Source organism: Achromobacter sp. T5-5 (assembly GCF_055397965.1).
In genome coordinates this window covers 2,086,745-2,104,396 of record NZ_AP027919.1, presented here as the reverse complement: position 1 = coordinate 2,104,396, position 17,652 = coordinate 2,086,745, and the positions used below count along the sequence as shown (strand labels likewise).

Sequence of the window (17,652 nt, the reverse complement as noted above, 5' to 3'; positions counted from 1 at the left end):
TCTCTTTAAAAACAAGAAGAAAGAAGAAAGGAGGCAGTGAAAAAATGAATTCGGCTGGTCCCACGGTCTGTAATATTGTGGATATCTTGTATCCACGGTTTCAACAGCGGAAAGCGGCGAAACCGTGGGACTTCCACGCGTAAGCCATTTCCGTAAGTCCTTGAAAAGAAAAGGGACGCCGGAGCGTCCCACGGTTTCACACGGTCCCACGGTGTTTTTGCTACCCCTCCCCCTGGGCGCGCTGCCGTCCACGTTGCCGCGCCTCTTCGCGCAACCCTTCTAGGTAATCGGCCCACCGCTGCATGAAGGCGATGCGCTCATCCAAAAACGCAGTGCGGTTGTATGACCGTCCCAACGCATCGACCACCTTGTGGCTGATCTGCAAGTCCAGCAGCTCGGGCGGAACCTTCAAGCGCTCTTCGGCCAGAGTCCGCGTGGAAGCTCGGAACCCGTGCGCCGTCATCTCCCCGTGGAAACCCAGACGCTGCAGCGCGGCCCGGATGGCGCCATCCGATAGCGGGTTTCCGGGATTGCGCGACGAATGGAACACATAGGGCGTGTGCCCGGTCAGCGGGCGCAGCGCCTGCAGGATCGCCACAGACTGTGTGCACAGCGGCACCAGATGACTTTCCCACCCAGTGCGCGTGATCTTGGTGTCTCCGGTGGCGCCCGCACGCTCTGGCGAGATATCCCACATAGGCGATCCCCACCCCTTGCCATCAAGGTCGAACTCTTCCCACCTGGCCTGTCGCAGCTCGCTGGGGCGCTGGAACAACAGCGGAGATAGCTGCAGCAGACAGCGTGTGACCATCTCGCCGTTCTCGTAGCTCGATAGCGCCAGCATCAGATCACCGAACCGCTGGGGGCTGGTGATGGCGGCAAAGTGGCCCGCCTTGGGCGTCAACACCGCGCCTCTCATGGCAACGGTGGGATCGCTGGTGGCTTTGCCGCAAGCCATGGCCCAGCGGAACACCTGGCCCATGATCCCGCGCAGGCGGCGTGCCGTCTCGGGCGCTCGCGCTTCAACGCGGTTCAGGATGGCCAGGATTTCGGGCGGGATGATGTCCGCGATGGGTCGCGTGCCGATCCACGGGAACACATCCTTTTCCAGCTTTTCGATGATGGACTTGACGTAGCCCTCGCTACGCCCTGCTCGCCGCTTCGATTGCCACAATGTGCGGGCGATGCTCTCGAAGTCGTCAGCCATGGCGTTGGCCTTTAGCAGCTTGGCTTTCTTGCGCTCAGCTGCAGGGTCCAGGCCGGCACTAAGCTGAGCGCGGGCGGCCTGGTGTTCCTGCCTGGCCTGTCGTGCGGACACGGCTGGATAGACGCCCAGGGCTAGCGTGGCCTGCTTGCCATGGTATCGGTAGTCAAAGCGCCAATACTTCGCGCCGCTCGGCATCACCGCCAGATAGAGGCCACCGCCGTCGGATAGTTTGACCTGTTTGTCTTGAGGCTTGGCATTGCGCAGCGCAACGTCCGTCAGCTTGGCAAACGCACCCATGTTCCTGCCCTCCTGCTGGTATTTTTTGCTGGTTGCCGCGAAAGGGCCGAATGTACCAGCAAAAATACCAGCAAAAAACGTGAGCTGTCCGGGGGCAACGTGGGGCAACGTGAGGCAAGAAAAAACCCGCACAGCAAGCGCTGGTGCGGGTTTTGGGGCAACCTGAGGCAATCAGGTGCAAAATTCTGGCGGAGACGGTGGGATTCGAACCCACGATGCAGTTTTTAGCCACATACTCCCTTAGCAGGGGAGCCCCTTCAGCCTCTCGGGCACGTCTCCGAAAAGAGAACGAGATTCTAGCACGATTTTTTTCGGTCTTGCCCGCGATGCGGGCCTTCCATCAAAAAAATCGTGCCGGACCCGTTGCCTTTACACCTTCGTGGCGGGCGCCTGGTCCAGGCCGAAGGCCTTGTGCAGTGCGCGCACGCCCAGTTCCATGTACTTGTCGTCGATGATCACCGAGGTCTTGATTTCGCTGGTGCTGATCATCTGGATGTTGATGCCCTCTTGCGAAAGCGTCTGGAACATCAGGCTGGCAACGCCGACGTGCGAGCGCATGCCGATGCCGACGATGGAGACCTTGGCGACCTTTTCGTCGGTGGACAGTTCGCGCGCGCCCACGGCGGGGATGACTTCGCGCTTGAGCAGGTCCACGGCGCGCCCAAATTCGTTGCGGTTCACGGTGAACGAGAAGTCGGTCGTGCCGGCCACGGACTGGTTCTGCACGATCATGTCGACGTCGATGTTGGCGGCGGCGACCGGGCCCAGGATGGAGAAGGCGATGCCGGGCTTGTCGGGAACGCCCAGCAGGGTGATTTTGGCTTCGTCGCGGCTGAAGGCGATGCCGGAGACAACGGCGGCTTCCATTTTTTCGTCTTCCTCAAAAGTAATCAGCGTGCCCGAGACCATTTCTTCCTCGAGCGGGATAAGGGGGTCGGTCAGCGAGGACAGGACCCGGACCGGCACACGGTATTTGCCGGCGAATTCGACCGAACGGATCTGCAGGACCTTGGAGCCCAGCGATGCCATTTCCAGCATTTCCTCGAAGGAAACGACGGACATGCGGCGCGCCTCGGGCACCACGCGCGGATCGGTCGTGTAGACGCCGTCCACGTCGGTGTAGATCAGGCATTCGTCGGCCTTGATGGCGGCCGCCACGGCCACGGCCGAGGTGTCGGAACCGCCACGGCCCAGCGTGGTGATGTGGCCGTCGGGGTCGATCCCCTGGAAGCCCGTCACGATGACCACGCGGCCGGCATCGAGGTCGGCGCGGATGCGCGCGTCGTCGATGGACGAAATGCGGGCTTTCGTGAACGACGAATCGGTGCGCACGGGCACTTGCCAACCGGCATAGCTGCGCGCGGACACGCCCTCGGCCTGCAAGGCAATGGCCAGAAGGCCGCTGCTGGCTTGCTCGCCGGTGGCGGCGATCATGTCGAGTTCGCGGCCGTCGGGCTGGGGCGTGATTTCGCGCGCCAGACCCAACAGACGATTCGTTTCGCCCGCCATGGCGGACGGGACTACAACAACCTGGTGGCCGGCGGCATGCCACTTCGCGACGCGACGCGCCACGTTTTTGATGCGCTCGACCGAGCCCATCGAAGTACCGCCATATTTGTGAACGATCAGGGACATCTCGTGCTCTGGCTGGACACCCGCCGCAAGTGTTGACGGGCAAAACCATATATTCTAGCGCGACGATAAAAATTTGCGCAGATTGCGCGGATTTATGTCCATTTTGGGGTCAGAAATAAGAAAAAACCCCCGCCGTGGCGTCTACGGACGCGGTTCCACCCACACCCGGCCGCGATGGCAGCGGATGACGTGGCCCGCCTGCTCGACCCGCAACTGGCGGTCGTGGCCCAGGCTGTGCAGGCCACGAAGCTGTCGCAGCAGATCGGCCATGCGCGCGTCCGTGGGCATGCGGACGCCGTTGCGCTCCAGCCAGTGCCTGAGCACCTGCGCCTGGCGGGCGGACGAGAGACGCCGCCACGCCTGCAGCGAAAAGCTCACGCCGTCGGGGCTGGGATCAAGTCCCGCAAAATCTTCACGGGCCACTTCGTCCAGGATCTCGGCGGCCTCGGCCATGTGCCGCGCGTGGCGCGCGACGATGGCGCGCCAACCGGGCCAACGCGCGTCCAGCACCGGCGCCAGCAGTTCACGCAGCGCGGCGCGGGTATAGCGCGGATCGGCATTGGTGGGGTCCTGCACCGCGCGCCAGCCGGTGGCGGCCTCGACCGCGTCCGCCGCTTGCAGGATCGCGCCGCGGTCCTGGTCCAGCCAGGGGCGCAGATAGGCCACGCCATCGCGCCGCGCAACCGGCGCCATGGCCGCCATGCCCGCCAGCCCCGTGCCGCGCAGCAGGCGCAGCAGCACGGTTTCGGCCTGGTCGTTGCGATGGTGGGCTAGAAGGATGTGTGCCACGCCGTGTTCCCGGGCCAGGCGCGCCAGCGCCGCATAGCGCGCGTCGCGCGCGGCGGCCTCGATGCCCTTGCCGGCCGCCGGCTCGACCTGGACGCGCGCCTCGACGAGCGGCACGGCAAGCCTGGCCGCCAGCGCCTGCCCATGCCGCGCCCAGGCGTCGGCCTGGACCTGCAGCCCGTGGTGCACATGAAAGAGCAGGACGTCGATGCCAAGCGCCGGCGCGATGGCGGCCGCATGCACGGCCAGCATGGCCGAGTCCGCGCCGCCGCTGAATGCGACGGCGACACGGGCCGGACGTTCGGGCAAGGCCTCGAGCGCCCGGCGCAACGCGGCCGCGAGCGTGGGGGAAATGGGAAGGGAGGGACCGGGACCCGCGTCGGCCCCGGGCGTGCTGTCGGGTGGCGGGACGTCGGTCATGGGCGATGGCGCGTGGGCCGCGGCGCCGGCGGTTGGCCGGCGCCCTGCCCGCTTTACGCGCGCACTTCCTGGTAGGCGCCGTAGGACAGCAGGCGCTGGACGCGCTGTTCCACGAGCTGCTCAGGCGTCATGTCCTGGAGCTGGCGCAGGGCGTCGCCCAGCGCGCGGCGCAGCAGGCGCGCCATGACGCGGGGGTCGCGGTGCGCGCCGCCCACGGGTTCGTTGACGACGCGGTCCACCAGGCCCAGGTCCTTGAGGCGAGGCGCAATGATGGCCAGCGCCTCGGCGGCATCGGGGGCCTTCTCGGCGCTGCGCCAGAGGATCGAGGCGCAGCCTTCGGGCGAAATCACCGCGTACGTGGCGTATTGCAGCATCAGCACGGCGTTGCCCACGGCGATGGCCAGGGCGCCGCCCGAGCCGCCTTCGCCGATGATCGTGCAGATGATCGGCACCTTCAGTTCGGCCATGGCATACAGGTTGTGGCCGATGGCTTCGGACTGGCCGCGCTCTTCGGCGCCGATACCGGGATAGGCGCCCGGGGTGTCCACGAAGGTGAAGACCGGAATGCCGAATTTTTCAGCGAGGCGCATCAGGCGCAGGGCCTTGCGATAGCCCTCGGGGCGCGGCATGCCGAAGTTGCGCGCGGCGCGTTCCTTGGTGTCGCGGCCCTTCTGGTGGCCGATGACCATGCAGGGCGTGCCGTTGAAGCGCGCCAGGCCGCCCACGATGGACTGGTCGTCGGCGTACATGCGGTCGCCATGCAGTTCATGGAAGTCGGTGAACATTTCGCGCACGTAGTCCAGCGTGTAGGGACGCTGGGGATGGCGCGCGACGAGCGCCGTCTGCCAGGGCGTGAGCTTGGCGTAGATCTCCTTGGCGAGCGTCTGGCTCTTCTGCTGCAGACGTCCGATTTCATCGGAGATGTCTACTGCCGAATCGGCCTGCACATAGCGCAGCTGCTCGATCTTGTTCTCAAGCTCGGCGAGCGGCTGTTCAAATTCCAGAAATGTATTGCGCATGTAGTGTGGTTCCGTAGATGGGCTGCCTGGAGTGCGTCAGTATTGGACCGGCGTCGGTTCCAGACTGCGCCACAGATACCAGGTTGCCACGGTACGCCAGGGTTGCCACGCCAACGAGACTTCGCGAGCCTCGAAGCGCGAGACAGGCTCGCCGCTGAAATAGTGTAGCGAGATTGCCTTGAGCAACCCAGGATCATCCAGCGGCAGGACGTCAGGCCGCTGTAGATTGAAAATCAAAAACATCTCCGCCGTCCAGCGCCCGATGCCGCGGATGGCGACCAGCTCGGAAATGACGGCCTCGTCGTCCATGGCCGCCCATTTCTCGGGATGGACCCGGCGCTCGCCGAAATGCACGGCCAGGTCGACCACGTATTCGGCCTTGCGCTGGGACAGTCCGGCCTTGCGCAGGCCGTCCAGGCCCACGCGCAGCACGGCCACGGGCGTGGGACGCTTGCCCACGGCGTCGATGAACTTGGTCCAGACGGCGTCGGCCGCCTTGGGGGAAATCTGTTGGCCGATGATCGCCCGCGCCAGCGTGATGAACGGCGTGCCGCGCGAGGTCAGCCAGACCTCGGGGTGCTGGGGGATGATCTTTTTCAGGATGCGGTCGCGGCGCATCAGGTGCGCTACGGCGGCTTCCCAATAATCAGGCTTGGGAATCTCGAGATCTGCAGTGGACATGTCCGGCGTATCCTGCGGCGTCACGCTCGACGCCATTGCGTCAGGCCGCCCGGTTTGTCGTCCAGCTCGATGCCCGCTTCGCGCAGTTCGGCGCGAATACGGTCGGCCTCGGCGAAATTGCGGGCGGCCTTGGCCGCCGCGCGCGCGTCGATCAGGGACTGGATGGCATCGGCGTCCAGCGTGCTGCGCACGCCCTGCTCGATCGCGGCTGCGGAGTAGCGGGTGGGCGACTGGAAGTACGCGGCCGGCTCCTGCTGCAGCAGGCCCAGCAAGGCGGCGAGCGCCTTCATCTGGCCTGCGCTGCGCGCGCTCTTGGTGCGGTTGGCTTCGGAGGCGAGTTCGAACAGGGCCGCGACAGCGCCCGAACTGTTGAAGTCGTCGTCCATGGCGGCCTTGAAGGCCTGGGCCTGCGGCTCGTTCCAGTCGATGCCCTGCCCGTCGGCCGGCACGTTCTGCAAGGCCTGGTACAGGCGATCCAGTGCGTTCTGCGCGTCGATGAGGTTATCGGGCGTGTAGTTCTGCGGGCTGCGGTAGTGGTTGCGCACAATGAAGAAACGCACCATTTCGGCTTCGCGCGGATTCACCGGGTAATCGGACTGGTCAGCCGCCGGATCGTTTTGCGCAACCGTCTGGCGGATGGTGCGGAAATTGCCCAGGGACTTGGACATCTTGTCCGAATCGACCATGAGCGGGCCGCAGTGCATCCAGATGTTGGCCAGCGTGCCGCCGAACGCGCCCTCGGTCTGGGCGATCTCGTTCTCGTGGTGCGGGAATTTCAGGTCCGGACCGCCGCCGTGGATGTCCAGGGGCAGGCCCAGGAGCGACTTGCTCATGGCCGAGCACTCGATGTGCCAGCCCGGACGGCCCAGGCCATAGGGCGATTCCCACTTGGTGTCGGCGGGTTCCTCGGCCTTGGCGGACTTCCAGAGGACGAAATCGAGCGGATCGCGCTTGCTGGAGCCGACCGCCACGCGCTCGCCGGCGCGCAGGTCGTCCAGCGTCTTGCCGGAGAGCTTGCCGTATCCGGAAAAACCGCGCACCGCGTAGTTCACGTCGCCGTCCTCGGCCTGGTAGGCCAGGCCGTTCTTTTCCAGCTTGCCGATGATGTCGAGCATCTCGCCCACGTACTGCGTGGCGCGCGGCTCGCGGTCGGGGGATTCGACGCCCAGCGCGCGTTCGTCGGCGTGCATGGCGTCGATGTAGAACTCGGTGACTTCGCCGATGCGGCGGCCGGTTTCGACGGCGCGGCGGATGATCTTGTCGTCGATGTCCGTGATGTTGCGCACGTAATCCACAGCAAGGCCGCTTGCGCGCAGCCAGCGCTGGACGACGTCGAACGACACCAGCATGCGGGCGTGGCCGAGGTGGCAGAAGTCATAGACGGTCATGCCGCATACGTACATGCGCACCTGGCCGGCCTGGGCCGGTTTGAACGGTTCTTTGGTACGCGATAACGTATTGTAGATTTGCAGCATGGCGCGATAGGCTTTGTCTGGTTTTCCGTGGCGGTTGCGGAAATGGTTGCTGTCGTCCCGGCGCATCCGGTCCTGGATCTGCGCCCGTGACGTATCTCCGGCTTTTGAACACGATTCGGAGCGCGATGATCGAGCCAAAAACCTAACCGGGGCTAAAATGGCGGTCGTCAAGTATAGCAAGCGGCCCGCTCGCGCGCGTAAGCGCATGACGGCCAAGACTTTTAACGGAACCCACGTGACCATCAAGCCGCGTTTTTGCGTTGCCCTGCTCGCGCTGGCCCTGGCCGGCGCACCGGCCGGGGTCGCCCTCGCCCAGTCGATGAGCGGCGGCGGGGGAGAGAACCCCAACTCCAGCCGCACCACCCTGGACCCGATTCCGCCGGACGGCGGCTGGGACGCCCTGGCCAACCTGCTGGAAGCGGCCAAGCCCAGCGTGGACACGCGCCTGATCCCCTCCGCCTCGCAGATCACCACGCACATCGAGCGCATGCTGAACCGCGGCGAAAACCAGGAAGCCCTGGAGATGATCGAAAAGCGCCAGGCCGAGATCAAGGACCAACGCGGCACCGACGTGCAACTGATGTTCCAGCACGCGCGCGCCCTGGCCGCCCTGAACCGCACCAACGAGGCCATCGACGTCTACAACGAAATGACCACGCGGTTTCCCGAATTGCCGGAACCCTGGAACAACCTGGCGGCTCTATATGCCAGCCGCGGCGAACTGGACCGGGCGCAGGATGCCTTGCAGATGGCACTGCGCGCCGACCCGGGCTACGCCGCCGCGCGCGCCAATCTGGGCGACCTGCAACTGCTGCAGGCCTTGCGCACCTACAAGAAGGCCGCCGGCGACGGCGTGCCCGGCATGAAGGAAAAGGTCCGCGAAGTTGAAACAATGTTGAAGGATAAACAAGGCAAATGATGTCCCGTTACTCTCCTCTACACCTGCTGCGCCTGACGGCGTGCTCGTTCGCGCTGGCGGCATTCGCCCCGGCCCTCGTCAGCGCCGCCCCCGCGGCCACTTCTTCCAACTCCACCTCCGAAGGCACAAAAACCATGAGCACCAATCCCCGCGTCAAGCTCCACACGAACCAAGGCGACATGGTCATCACCCTGGACGCCGCCAAGGCGCCCAAGTCCGTCGAAAACTTCCTCACCTACGTCAAGGAAGGCTTCTACAACGGCACGGTGTTCCATCGCGTGATCGACGGCTTCATGATCCAGGGCGGCGGCTTCGAACCCGGCATGAAGCAGAAGCAGACCCACGCCCCGATCGAAAACGAGGCCAACAACGGCCTGAAGAACGACAAGTACACGCTCGCCATGGCCCGCACCAGCGACCCCCACTCGGCCACCGCGCAGTTCTTCATCAACGTGTCCAACAATGACTTCCTGAACTTCACGTCGCCCACGCCGAACGGCTGGGGCTACGCCGTGTTCGGCGCCGTCACCGAAGGCCAGGACGTGGTCGACAAGATCAAGGGCGTGAAGACCGGCAACAAGGGCTTCCACCAGAACGTGCCCAACGAAGACGTCATCATCGAGAAGGCCGAAGTTCTTGAATAAGATCACCCTGTCCGGCCCGATCTGGCTGGCGTCCGACCTGCACCTGGGGCCGGCCACGCCGGCCACCTCGGAGGCCTTCGTGGCCTTCCTGCAGGCGGCTCAGGAAGAGGCCGCCGCCCTGCTCCTGCCGGGCGACATCTTCGACGCCTGGATCGGCGACGACGTGATCCGCGCCGCGCCGCCGTGGCTCGCCACGGCGCTGACGGCGCTGCGGGACACTGCCGCGCGCATCCCGGTCTGGCTGGGACGCGGCAACCGGGACTTCCTCATCGGGGAAGAACTGGCCAAGGCCGTGGGCGCCCGCCTGCTGCCCGAGCCCGCGTTGCTGGAGACCGATTTCGGCCAGATCCTGCTGACGCACGGCGACGAATTCTGTACCGACGACACGGCCTACCAGCAGTTCCGCACGATGGTGCGCAACCCGCAATGGCAGGCCGAGTTCCTGTCCAAGACCATCCCCGAGCGGCTGGCCATGGCGCAGCAGGCGCGCGGCGAAAGCCAGGCGGCCAACCAGATGAAGTCCATGGAGATCATGGACGTGAATGCGGCCGCGGTGGAGTCGATCTTCCGCGACACCCATGTCCGCGTGCTGGTGCATGGCCACACGCACCGCCCCGCCCGCCACGTGCTGGAGGTCGACGGCGTCAAGCGTGAACGCTGGGTGCTGCCCGACTGGGATTGCGACCACGTGACGCCGCCGCGCGGCGGCTGGCTGGTCATCGACCGCGACGGGCTGCAGTTCTACGACCTGGAAACCGAAGCGTAGCCGCCTGGCTTGCAGGCAGCGCAAAAGAACGAGGGCCGCTTGGAAAAGCGGCCCTCGTTCTTTTGGCGCCCGCCGCGGCGGGCCCGGTCAGCGCGTGAAGATCCAGGCCGCCACGATGCCGCCGAAGATGATCCGGTACCAGGCGAACACCCGGTACGTGTGGTTGGCCACGAAGCGCAGCACGGCGCGGACCACCACCATGGCGCTCAGGAACGCGGCGATGAAACCCACCGCGATACCGGAGAGGTCGTGCTGGGTGAGAAGGCCGAAGTTCTTGTACATGTCGTAGGCTGCGGCGCCCAGCATGGTCGGCATGGCCAGGAAGAACGAAAACTCGGTGGCCGTCTTGCGCTGGATGCCGGCGATCATGCCGCCGATGATGGTGGCGCCCGACCGCGAAGTGCCGGGAATCATCGCGAAGCACTGGGCCACGCCCACGCCCAGCGCCTGCTTCCAGGTGATCTGTTCCAGCGTGTGGGCCGACGCGCGCTCGTCCGACGCAGTGTCGTCCGAGGCGCCCGGCACGTCGCCCGGCGTGTGGCGGGTGCGGCGTTCGACGTACAGCATGATCAGCCCGCCCAGGACCAGCGTCACCACCACCACCGCGGGATGGTAGAACACCGACTTGATGGTCTTGATGAAGATCGCGCCGATCACCGCGGCCGGCAGGAAGGCCAAGAGGAGGTTGCGGGTGAAGGCGACCTCGCTGGGCACGCCGGTCAGCGTGCCGCGGATCAGCTTGAGCAGCCGGGTGCGAAAGACCCACATCACCGCAAGAATGGAGCCGAGCTGGATGACCACCTCGAACACCTTGCCGTCGCCCGAATCGAAATTGAGCCAGTCGCCGACCAGGATGAGGTGGCCCGTGCTGGACACGGGAATGAATTCCGTCAGGCCTTCCAGGACACCCAGGATGAATGCTTTGATCAGATAGAGCGCGTTCTCTGTCACGGGCAAGGTTCTCTCTCTGTGTGAGTCTGTCTTAGTCGTTGGCGAGGGATGCTTCGTCGGAGAAATGCTCGTCGGGGCGTTTCTCCACGCGCACCAGTGCGATGCGGCGGCCGTCCATTTCCAGGACTTCGAAGCGGAAATGCTGGTGATGGATCGTATATTCGCAGACGTCGCCCGGCTTGGGCAGATGTCCGAAGCGCGACAGCAGATAGCCCGCCAGGGTGGAGAAGTCCTGGGCGTCATCGACCAGGCCTTCGGTTTCAAGCACCTGCTCGACGTGGTGCAGGTCGGCCGCGCCGTCGATCTTCCAGGTATTGGCGCCATCGGCCACGATGTCGGGCAGTTCGTCTTCGTCGGGGAACTCGCCTGCGATCGCCTCGAAGACGTCGATGGGCGTCACCAGCCCTTCGATGGCGCCGAACTCGTCGGCCACCAGCACAAGCTGGCCGCGCGAGCGCTTGAGGGTGTCCATGAGGCGCAGGATGCCGATGGACTCGTGCACGATGATGGGATCGCGCAGGCGGTTGCGGCGCACGCGGCCCTCGGTGATGAGGTCCGCGATCAGGTCCTTGGCCCGCCCGATGCCCACGACCTCATCCAGCGAACCGCGGCAGACCGGGAAGAAGCTGTGCGGCGCGTCGGTGAGCTGGCGGCGGATGGTGTCGGGATCGTCGTCGATGTTGATCCACGACACGTCCGTGCGCGGCGTCATGATGGACCGGATGGACCGTTCCGCCAGGGTCAGCACGCCGCTGACCATGTTGCGCTCTTCCACGCCGAAGGCCTGGACGGCCGGGCCGTCGGCATGGGGCAGGTCGGGCTCGTCGCTGGCGGGCGGGCGCTTGCCCAGCATGCGCAGCACGGCGGAGGCGGTGCGCTCGCGCATCGGGCGGCGGGCGTCCAGCTTGAGCAGGTTGCGGCGGGCCACCTGATTGAGCGCCTCGATGGCCACCGAGAAACCGATGGCGGCATACAGGTAGCCCTTGGGGACCTTGAAGCCGAAGGCTTCGGCCAGCAGCGAGAAGCCGATCATGAGCAAAAAGCCCAGGCACAGCACCACCACGGTGGGATGGGCGTTGACGAAGCGCGTCAGGGGCTTGGACGCCAGCAGCATGATGCCGATCGCGATCACGACCGCGATCATCATGATGGCCAGGTGATCCACCATGCCCACCGCCGTGATGACGGAGTCCAGCGAGAACACCGCGTCCAGCACCACGATCTGCGTGACGATGACCCAGAAGCTGGCATAGACGCGCGGGCCGGAAGAGCCCGCGTGCACGCCGCCTTCCAGGCGCTCATGCAGTTCCATGGTGCCCTTGAAGAGCAGGAACAGGCCGCCCACCATGAGGATCAGGTCGCGCCCAGACGGGGAAAGGGGTCCGATGTTGAACAGCGGCGTGGTCAGCGTGACCAGCCATGACATGACCGACAGCAGGCCCAGGCGCATGATGAGCGCCAGGCTCAGGCCCATGATGCGTGCGCGATCGCGCTGCGCGGGAGGCAGCTTGTCCGCCAGGATGGCGATGAAAATCAGGTTATCAATGCCCAGGACGATCTCAAGGACGACCAGGGTAAGCAAGCCGACCCACGCAGCGGGGTCCAGCAGCCACTCCATCAGGAGCTCCAGAAGTTACACGACCGGTAATCGTACATGGAAAATCCGTGACATGCCGGTGACGCATCCCGTCCGTAAGCCTGATGGACAGCCGCTTTGGGCCGTAAGGACTAAGACTTGCAAGCGCCTGAACACGAGCGGGGCGCGGCGGGTCGCGCAGGGTCCGCAGCGGGCGCGGTGGGCAAGAAAAAGCCGGCCGCCCGGCCGGCTTCTGCCCGTTTCAACAGACCAGTCGGGGAATCAGGCGCCGACTTTCAGCGTGCCCTTCATGATGGCCCAATGGCCGGGGAAGGAGCAGAAGAACGCATAATTTTCGCCTGCGGCGAGCTTGGACACATCCAGTTTGACGGTGTCGGATTCGCCGCCGCCGATGACCTTGGTGTGCGCGATGACGCGGGTGTCGCCCGCCTTGACGTAGTCCTGGGCCAGGCCCGCGCCCATGCCGTCCGTGGCGACGCCCTGCTTGTCGGCTTCCTTAGTGAGCACCCAGTTGTGGCCCATGGCGACCTTGGGCATCTTGCCCACGTGCTTCAGGTTGACGGTGAATTCCTTGCAGCTCTTGTCGACCACGATTTCCTTGACGTTGAACTGCATGGCGTCGTTGCTTTCGACGGTGGCTTCACATTGCGCGGCCAGCACGGGCAGGCTGGTGGCAGAAAGAAGGAGGGCGAGGGTGGCTTTTGCCAGCATGAATTTCTCCGATGACACAGCGGTCGTTGCACTTGCGCCAGCCATATGCAGACGCCGTTGCCGCCGCGGACCAGTGTAGGAGCGCCCTGCTTCGGCGCCCTTGACCTTCATCAAGCCTCCCCCCTCATTTCACTGGAAAATCCGGAACATCCCCTACGTTTTGTAGGGGTATTCGCCGTTGACATGGCGCGATTGACAAACCGCAATCCCCCGCCTGTTGCATGTTCGTAGGATGCCTGCACGCAAACACGACAAGCAGAGCTCAGCATGCGCGGCAGTACGGCAGCAACGGCAGCGGCAACATCCACAACAACAGCCATAAACAACCGGTTCGCACGATGCCTGCTGGCCGCGTTGCTTGCGATGTGGCTTTCCTGTCTGGCCGTCGCGCAGGACGCGCAAGCGCAGCGCCTGCCCGAGTTCCTGGCGGCCACGCCCATCGGCGAGGTGTTCCCCGGCGCCGACCGCACCGGCCCCGTTGAAGGCAAACCGGCGGCGGCGCGCGTCTACGCGGGCAACCGGCAACTGGGCCTGGTCTATCTCACCACCGACGTGGTCAACACCCGGGGCTATTCCAGCAAGCCGATCGACGTGCTGGTCGGCCTGGCGGCGGACGGGCGCATCGTGGGCGCCAAGCTCGTGGAGCATCACGAGCCCATCGTGCTGATCGGCATCCCGCAGTCCAAGGTCGACCATTTCATCCAGGGCTACGTGGGCCTGAACTTCGTCGACGCCCCGCCGCGCCACGGTGCGCCGCCGCCCGTGGATATCGTCAGCGGCGCCACCGTCACGCTGATGGTGATCGGCGACACCATCACCCGCTCGGCCATCGCGGTGGCGCGCGCCCATGGCATCGGCAAGGCGGGCGCGCCGCGCCAGACCGCACAGCCCGCTGCCGCGCGCGTCCTGGACGAAGACAGGAACGATGTGCAGAGCTGGCAGGCACTGCTCGATGCGGGCGCGGTCAAGAACCTGCGGCTCACGCCCGAAGACGTCAACCAGGCGTTCCTGCGCTCGGGACGCCAGGACGCGGCCGAGCACGGCGAAGGCGGCCCGGACGACACCTTCATCGACCTCTACGCCGCGCTGGTCAGCGCGCCGTCCATCGGCCGCAGCCTGCTGGGCGACAACGGCTGGCAGCGCCTGAAGGAACGGCTCAAGCCCGGACAGCAGGCGGTGCTGGTCGCGGGCAATGGCCTGTATTCGTTCAAGGGCTCGGGCTATGTGCGGGGCGGCATCTTCGATCGCATCGAGGTCGTCCAGGACGAAAGCGCCTTCCGCTTCCGCGATCGCAACCACCAGCGCCTGGCGGACGTGAGCGCCGCGGGCGCGCCGGCGCTGCGCGAGGTCGCCCTCTTCGTCGTGCCCGAAGACGCCGCGCTGGACCCCGTCAAGCCCTGGCGCCTGCAGCTCATGGTGCAGCGCGTGCTGAGCGTGTCCGACAAGGCGTTCGTCACGTTCGACCTGCCCTATGAACTGCCCGCGGCCTATACCCGCGCCGTCGCCGCAGGCCCCGCGCTGGCGCAGCCCGCGGCCGCCGATGCCCCCGCCGCCCCGCCGGCCGCGCAAGCGCAAGCCGAAGCCGAAGCCGCCCCGCCCGCCCTGTGGAAGCAGATCTGGCAAGGCAAGGCCGGCCAGATCGCCATCCTGACCGTCGCCCTGGCGGTGCTCGTCGGCATCTTCTTTTTCCAGGACCAGCTTGCCGCCCGCCCCCTGCTGCACGACCGGCTGCGCCTGGCGTTCCTGGCCTTCGCGCTGTTCTGGATCGGCTGGTATGGCCAGGCGCAACTGTCCATCGTCAACGTGCTGACGTTTTTCTCCGCGCTGCGCACCGACTTCCGGTGGGAATATTTCCTGATGGACCCGCTGGTGTTCATCCTCTGGTGCGCCACCGCCATCTCCATGGTGTTCTGGAACCGGGGCGCGTTCTGCGGCTGGCTCTGCCCGTTCGGCGCGCTGCAGGAATTGACCAATCGCATCGCGCGGCGCCTGGGCGTGCGCCAGTTGAAGATCCGCCATGGCGTGGCCCAGCGGCTGTCCACGCTCAAGTACGTGATCTTCCTCCTTCTTTTCGGGTTCTCACTGTATGACCTGGCGGTCGCCGAACAGCTCGCCGAAGTCGAGCCGTTCAAGACAGCGATCATCCTGCGCTTCGTGCGCCACTGGCCCTTCGTGCTGTTCGCCGTCGCGCTGCTGGCCGCGGGCCTGTTCATCGAGCGCTTCTTCTGCCGCTACCTCTGTCCGCTGGGCGCCGCGCTGGCCATTCCCGCCCGCCTGCGCATCTTCAACTGGCTCAAGCGCTACCGCGACTGCGGCAATCCCTGCCAACGCTGCAACATCGAATGCCCCGTGCAGGCCATCGACCCGTCCGGCGAGATCAATCCGAACGAGTGCATCCAATGCCTGCACTGCCAGATGCTTTACCACCACCAGGAGAAGTGCCCTCACCTGATCCAGAAACGGTCCAGGCGTGAGCGGCGCCCGGCTCCGCCTCCCGAGCCGGCGGTGCAGGAAGTCGTGCTGCACCGCATGCCCAGCTTGACCCCGGCGAATCGCCCCAACCCGGAATCGTGAAACACGGTTTCCGTACGGCGGCGCCCCGCGCCGTCACAAACCAGGAGTTATCCATGTCCGACAAGACCCCCGAAAAAGCCGGCCTCAGCCGCCGCAGCTTCCTGGGAACCGCCGCCATCACCGGCGCGGCCGGCCTCGTGGCCGGCGCGCAGATTCCCACCGCCCACGGCAAGGAGGGCAAGTCCGGCGGCGGCGCCGTGCTCGGACATGTCGCGCCGGGCGAGCTGGACGAGTACTACGCGTTCAACTCCAGCGGCCAGTCCGGAGAGGTCCGCGTGCTGGGCCTGCCCTCCATGCGCGAACTCGTGCGCATTCCGGTGTTCAACCAGTGCAGCGCCACCGGATGGGGCCGCACCAACGAAAGCCGCAAGATCCTGACCGAAGGCCTGACGCCTGAAACGCGCGAATTCCTGAAGGACAAGGGCGGCGTGTTTCCCAACGGCGATGCACACCACCCCCATCTGTCGTTCACCGACCAGACCTACGACGGGCGCTATCTCTTCATCAACGACAAGGCGAACAACCGCGTGGCGCGGATCCGCCTGGACGTGATGAAGACCGACAAGATCACCGAACTGCCCAACGTGTCGGGCGTGCACGGCCTGCGCCCGCAGCGCTACCCGCGCACCGGCTATGTGTTCGCCAACGGCGAGCACATCTCGCCGCTGCCCAACAATGGCAAGGTACTGGACGATCCCAAAAAGAACTTCTTCGCCGTCTACACGGCCCTCGACGGCGACACGATGAAGGTCGCCTGGCAGGTGCTGGTGGACGGCAACCTGGACAACGGCGACGCCGACTACCAGGGCAAGTACTCCTTCGCCACCTGCTACAACTCGGAAAAGGGCGTGACCGTCGAGGAAATGTCGGCCAACGAGCAGGACTGGGTCGTGGTCTTCAACCTCAAGCGCATCGAACAGGCGATCAAGGACGGCGACTTCAAGACGATGGGCGGCGTGCCGGTCGTGGACGGCCGCCACGGCTCCAAGTACACGCGCTACATCCCGGTGCCCAACTCGCCCCACGGCTGCAACGCCGCGCCCGACGGCATCCACCTCATGCTGAACGGCAAGCTGTCGCCCACCGTGACGGTGATCGACGTGCGCAAGCTGGACGACCTGTTCGCCGACAAGATCAAGCCGCGCGACTGCGTGGTGGCCGAACCGCAGCTTGGCCTGGGCCCGCTGCACACCGCCTTCGACGGCCGCGGCAACGCCTACACCACGCTGTTCATCGACAGCCAGATGGTCAAGTGGAACATCGACAAGGCCAAGCGCGCCTACCAGGGCGAAAAGGTCGACCCGATCATCCAGAAGCTGGACGTGCACTACCAGCCGGGCCACAACCATTCCACGATGGGCGAGACCAAGGAAGCCGACGGCAAGTGGCTGGTGTCGCTGAACAAGTTCTCGAAGGACCGGTTCCTGAACGTGGGCCCGCTCAAGCCCGAGAACGACCAGCTCATCGACATCTCGGGCGACGAGATGAAGCTCGTGCATGACGGCCCCAGCTTCGCCGAGCCGCACGACATGTGCCTGGTGCACCGTTCGAAGATCAACCCGGTCAGCGTCTGGAAGCGCGACGACCCCATGTGGGAAGACGCCCGCCAGATCGCCAAGAAAGACGGCGTGACGCTGGAAGACGCCGCCAAGGTGGTGCGCGACGGCAATAAGGTGCGCGTGTACATGATGGCCGTCGCGCCCATGTTCAGCCTGAAGCAGTTCGAGGTGAACCAGGGCGACGAGGTCACGGTGTTCGTGACCAACATGGAGGTGATCGAAGACCTGACGCACGGGTTCACGCTGGAAGGCCACGGCATCGCCATGGAAATCGGGCCCCAGGCCACCTCATCCGTCACGTTCAAGGCCGACCGGCCGGGCGTGTACTGGTACTACTGCCAGTGGTTCTGCCACGCGCTGCACATGGAAATGTCCGGCCAGATGATCGTGCATCCCAAGAAATCCGCGTAA

Annotated in this window: 14 protein-coding genes and 1 tRNA gene; 5 read left to right on the top strand and 10 right to left on the bottom strand. The window is 65.3% G+C overall.

Going from position 1 to position 17,652, the window contains the following annotated elements:
• Positions 1–220 precede the first annotated feature (220 nt).
• The 7 genes from ACZ50Q_RS09380 to cysS all read right to left on the bottom strand — a co-directional run bounded on the left by ACZ50Q_RS09380 (position 221) and on the right by cysS (position 7,520).
• A complete protein-coding gene (locus tag ACZ50Q_RS09380; RefSeq protein WP_464081293.1) occupies positions 221–1,504 on the bottom strand; it encodes a tyrosine-type recombinase/integrase in 1,284 nt (427 codons plus the stop codon).
• Between the two features lie 186 nt (positions 1,505–1,690).
• Positions 1,691–1,783 (bottom strand) — tRNA-Ser (locus ACZ50Q_RS09375).
• A 90-nt stretch (positions 1,784–1,873) separates the two neighbouring features.
• Positions 1,874–3,139: an aspartate kinase gene (locus ACZ50Q_RS09370; protein WP_076520055.1), complete on the bottom strand. Its 1,266-nt coding sequence runs from the start codon at positions 3,137–3,139 to the stop codon at positions 1,874–1,876.
• A 141-nt stretch (positions 3,140–3,280) separates the two neighbouring features.
• The gene (tilS, locus tag ACZ50Q_RS09365) at positions 3,281–4,255 is read right to left on the bottom strand and encodes a tRNA lysidine(34) synthetase TilS (RefSeq protein ID WP_464081973.1); all 975 of its coding nucleotides are present in this window, start codon (positions 4,253–4,255) and stop codon (positions 3,281–3,283) included.
• A 143-nt stretch (positions 4,256–4,398) separates the two neighbouring features.
• On the bottom strand, positions 4,399–5,364 hold the full coding sequence (locus ACZ50Q_RS09360) for an acetyl-CoA carboxylase carboxyltransferase subunit alpha (RefSeq protein ID WP_076520053.1): 966 nt from the start codon (positions 5,362–5,364) through the stop codon (positions 4,399–4,401).
• Between the two features lie 36 nt (positions 5,365–5,400).
• On the bottom strand, positions 5,401–6,045 hold the full coding sequence (locus ACZ50Q_RS09355) for a DNA-3-methyladenine glycosylase family protein (RefSeq protein ID WP_076522012.1): 645 nt from the start codon (positions 6,043–6,045) through the stop codon (positions 5,401–5,403).
• Between the two features lie 20 nt (positions 6,046–6,065).
• Positions 6,066–7,520 (bottom strand): cysteine--tRNA ligase, encoded by a 1,455-nt coding sequence (gene cysS / locus ACZ50Q_RS09350; RefSeq protein WP_092582077.1) that lies wholly within the window; start codon positions 7,518–7,520, stop codon positions 6,066–6,068.
• Positions 7,521–7,755: 235 nt separating this feature from the next.
• On the opposite strand from cysS, the gene ACZ50Q_RS09345 reads away from it, so the two are divergent.
• The 3 genes from ACZ50Q_RS09345 to ACZ50Q_RS09335 all read left to right on the top strand — a co-directional run bounded on the left by ACZ50Q_RS09345 (position 7,756) and on the right by ACZ50Q_RS09335 (position 9,849).
• The gene (locus ACZ50Q_RS09345) at positions 7,756–8,439 is read left to right on the top strand and encodes a tetratricopeptide repeat protein (RefSeq protein ID WP_464081972.1); all 684 of its coding nucleotides are present in this window, start codon (positions 7,756–7,758) and stop codon (positions 8,437–8,439) included.
• Between the two features lie 134 nt (positions 8,440–8,573).
• Positions 8,574–9,083, top strand: coding sequence for a peptidylprolyl isomerase (locus tag ACZ50Q_RS09340; protein ID WP_464081971.1), 510 nt, complete (start codon positions 8,574–8,576; stop codon positions 9,081–9,083).
• Positions 9,076–9,849, top strand: coding sequence for a UDP-2,3-diacylglucosamine diphosphatase (locus tag ACZ50Q_RS09335; protein WP_092581982.1), 774 nt, complete (start codon positions 9,076–9,078; stop codon positions 9,847–9,849). Before ACZ50Q_RS09340 ends, ACZ50Q_RS09335 begins: the two co-directional genes overlap by 8 nt.
• 87 nt (positions 9,850–9,936) lie before the next feature.
• On the opposite strand, the gene ACZ50Q_RS09330 is transcribed toward ACZ50Q_RS09335, so the two are convergent.
• From ACZ50Q_RS09330 to azu, 3 genes are all read right to left on the bottom strand, one after another.
• On the bottom strand, positions 9,937–10,800 hold the full coding sequence (locus tag ACZ50Q_RS09330; RefSeq protein ID WP_092582079.1) for an undecaprenyl-diphosphate phosphatase: 864 nt from the start codon (positions 10,798–10,800) through the stop codon (positions 9,937–9,939).
• A 31-nt stretch (positions 10,801–10,831) separates the two neighbouring features.
• The gene (locus tag ACZ50Q_RS09325; protein ID WP_464081292.1) at positions 10,832–12,418 is read right to left on the bottom strand and encodes a TerC family protein; all 1,587 of its coding nucleotides are present in this window, start codon (positions 12,416–12,418) and stop codon (positions 10,832–10,834) included.
• 240 nt (positions 12,419–12,658) lie between these two features.
• Complete coding sequence (gene azu / locus ACZ50Q_RS09320) at positions 12,659–13,108, bottom strand: azurin (RefSeq protein ID WP_464081291.1); 450 nt, start codon at positions 13,106–13,108, stop codon at positions 12,659–12,661.
• Positions 13,109–13,471: 363 nt separating this feature from the next.
• On the opposite strand from azu, the gene ACZ50Q_RS09315 reads away from it, so the two are divergent.
• Both ACZ50Q_RS09315 and nosZ read left to right on the top strand, forming a co-directional pair.
• Positions 13,472–15,682, top strand: a complete 2,211-nt coding sequence (locus ACZ50Q_RS09315; RefSeq protein WP_464081290.1) for a 4Fe-4S binding protein — start codon at positions 13,472–13,474, stop codon at positions 15,680–15,682.
• A gap of 53 nt (positions 15,683–15,735) precedes the next feature.
• The gene (gene nosZ, locus ACZ50Q_RS09310; protein WP_464081289.1) at positions 15,736–17,652 is read left to right on the top strand and encodes a TAT-dependent nitrous-oxide reductase; all 1,917 of its coding nucleotides are present in this window, start codon (positions 15,736–15,738) and stop codon (positions 17,650–17,652) included.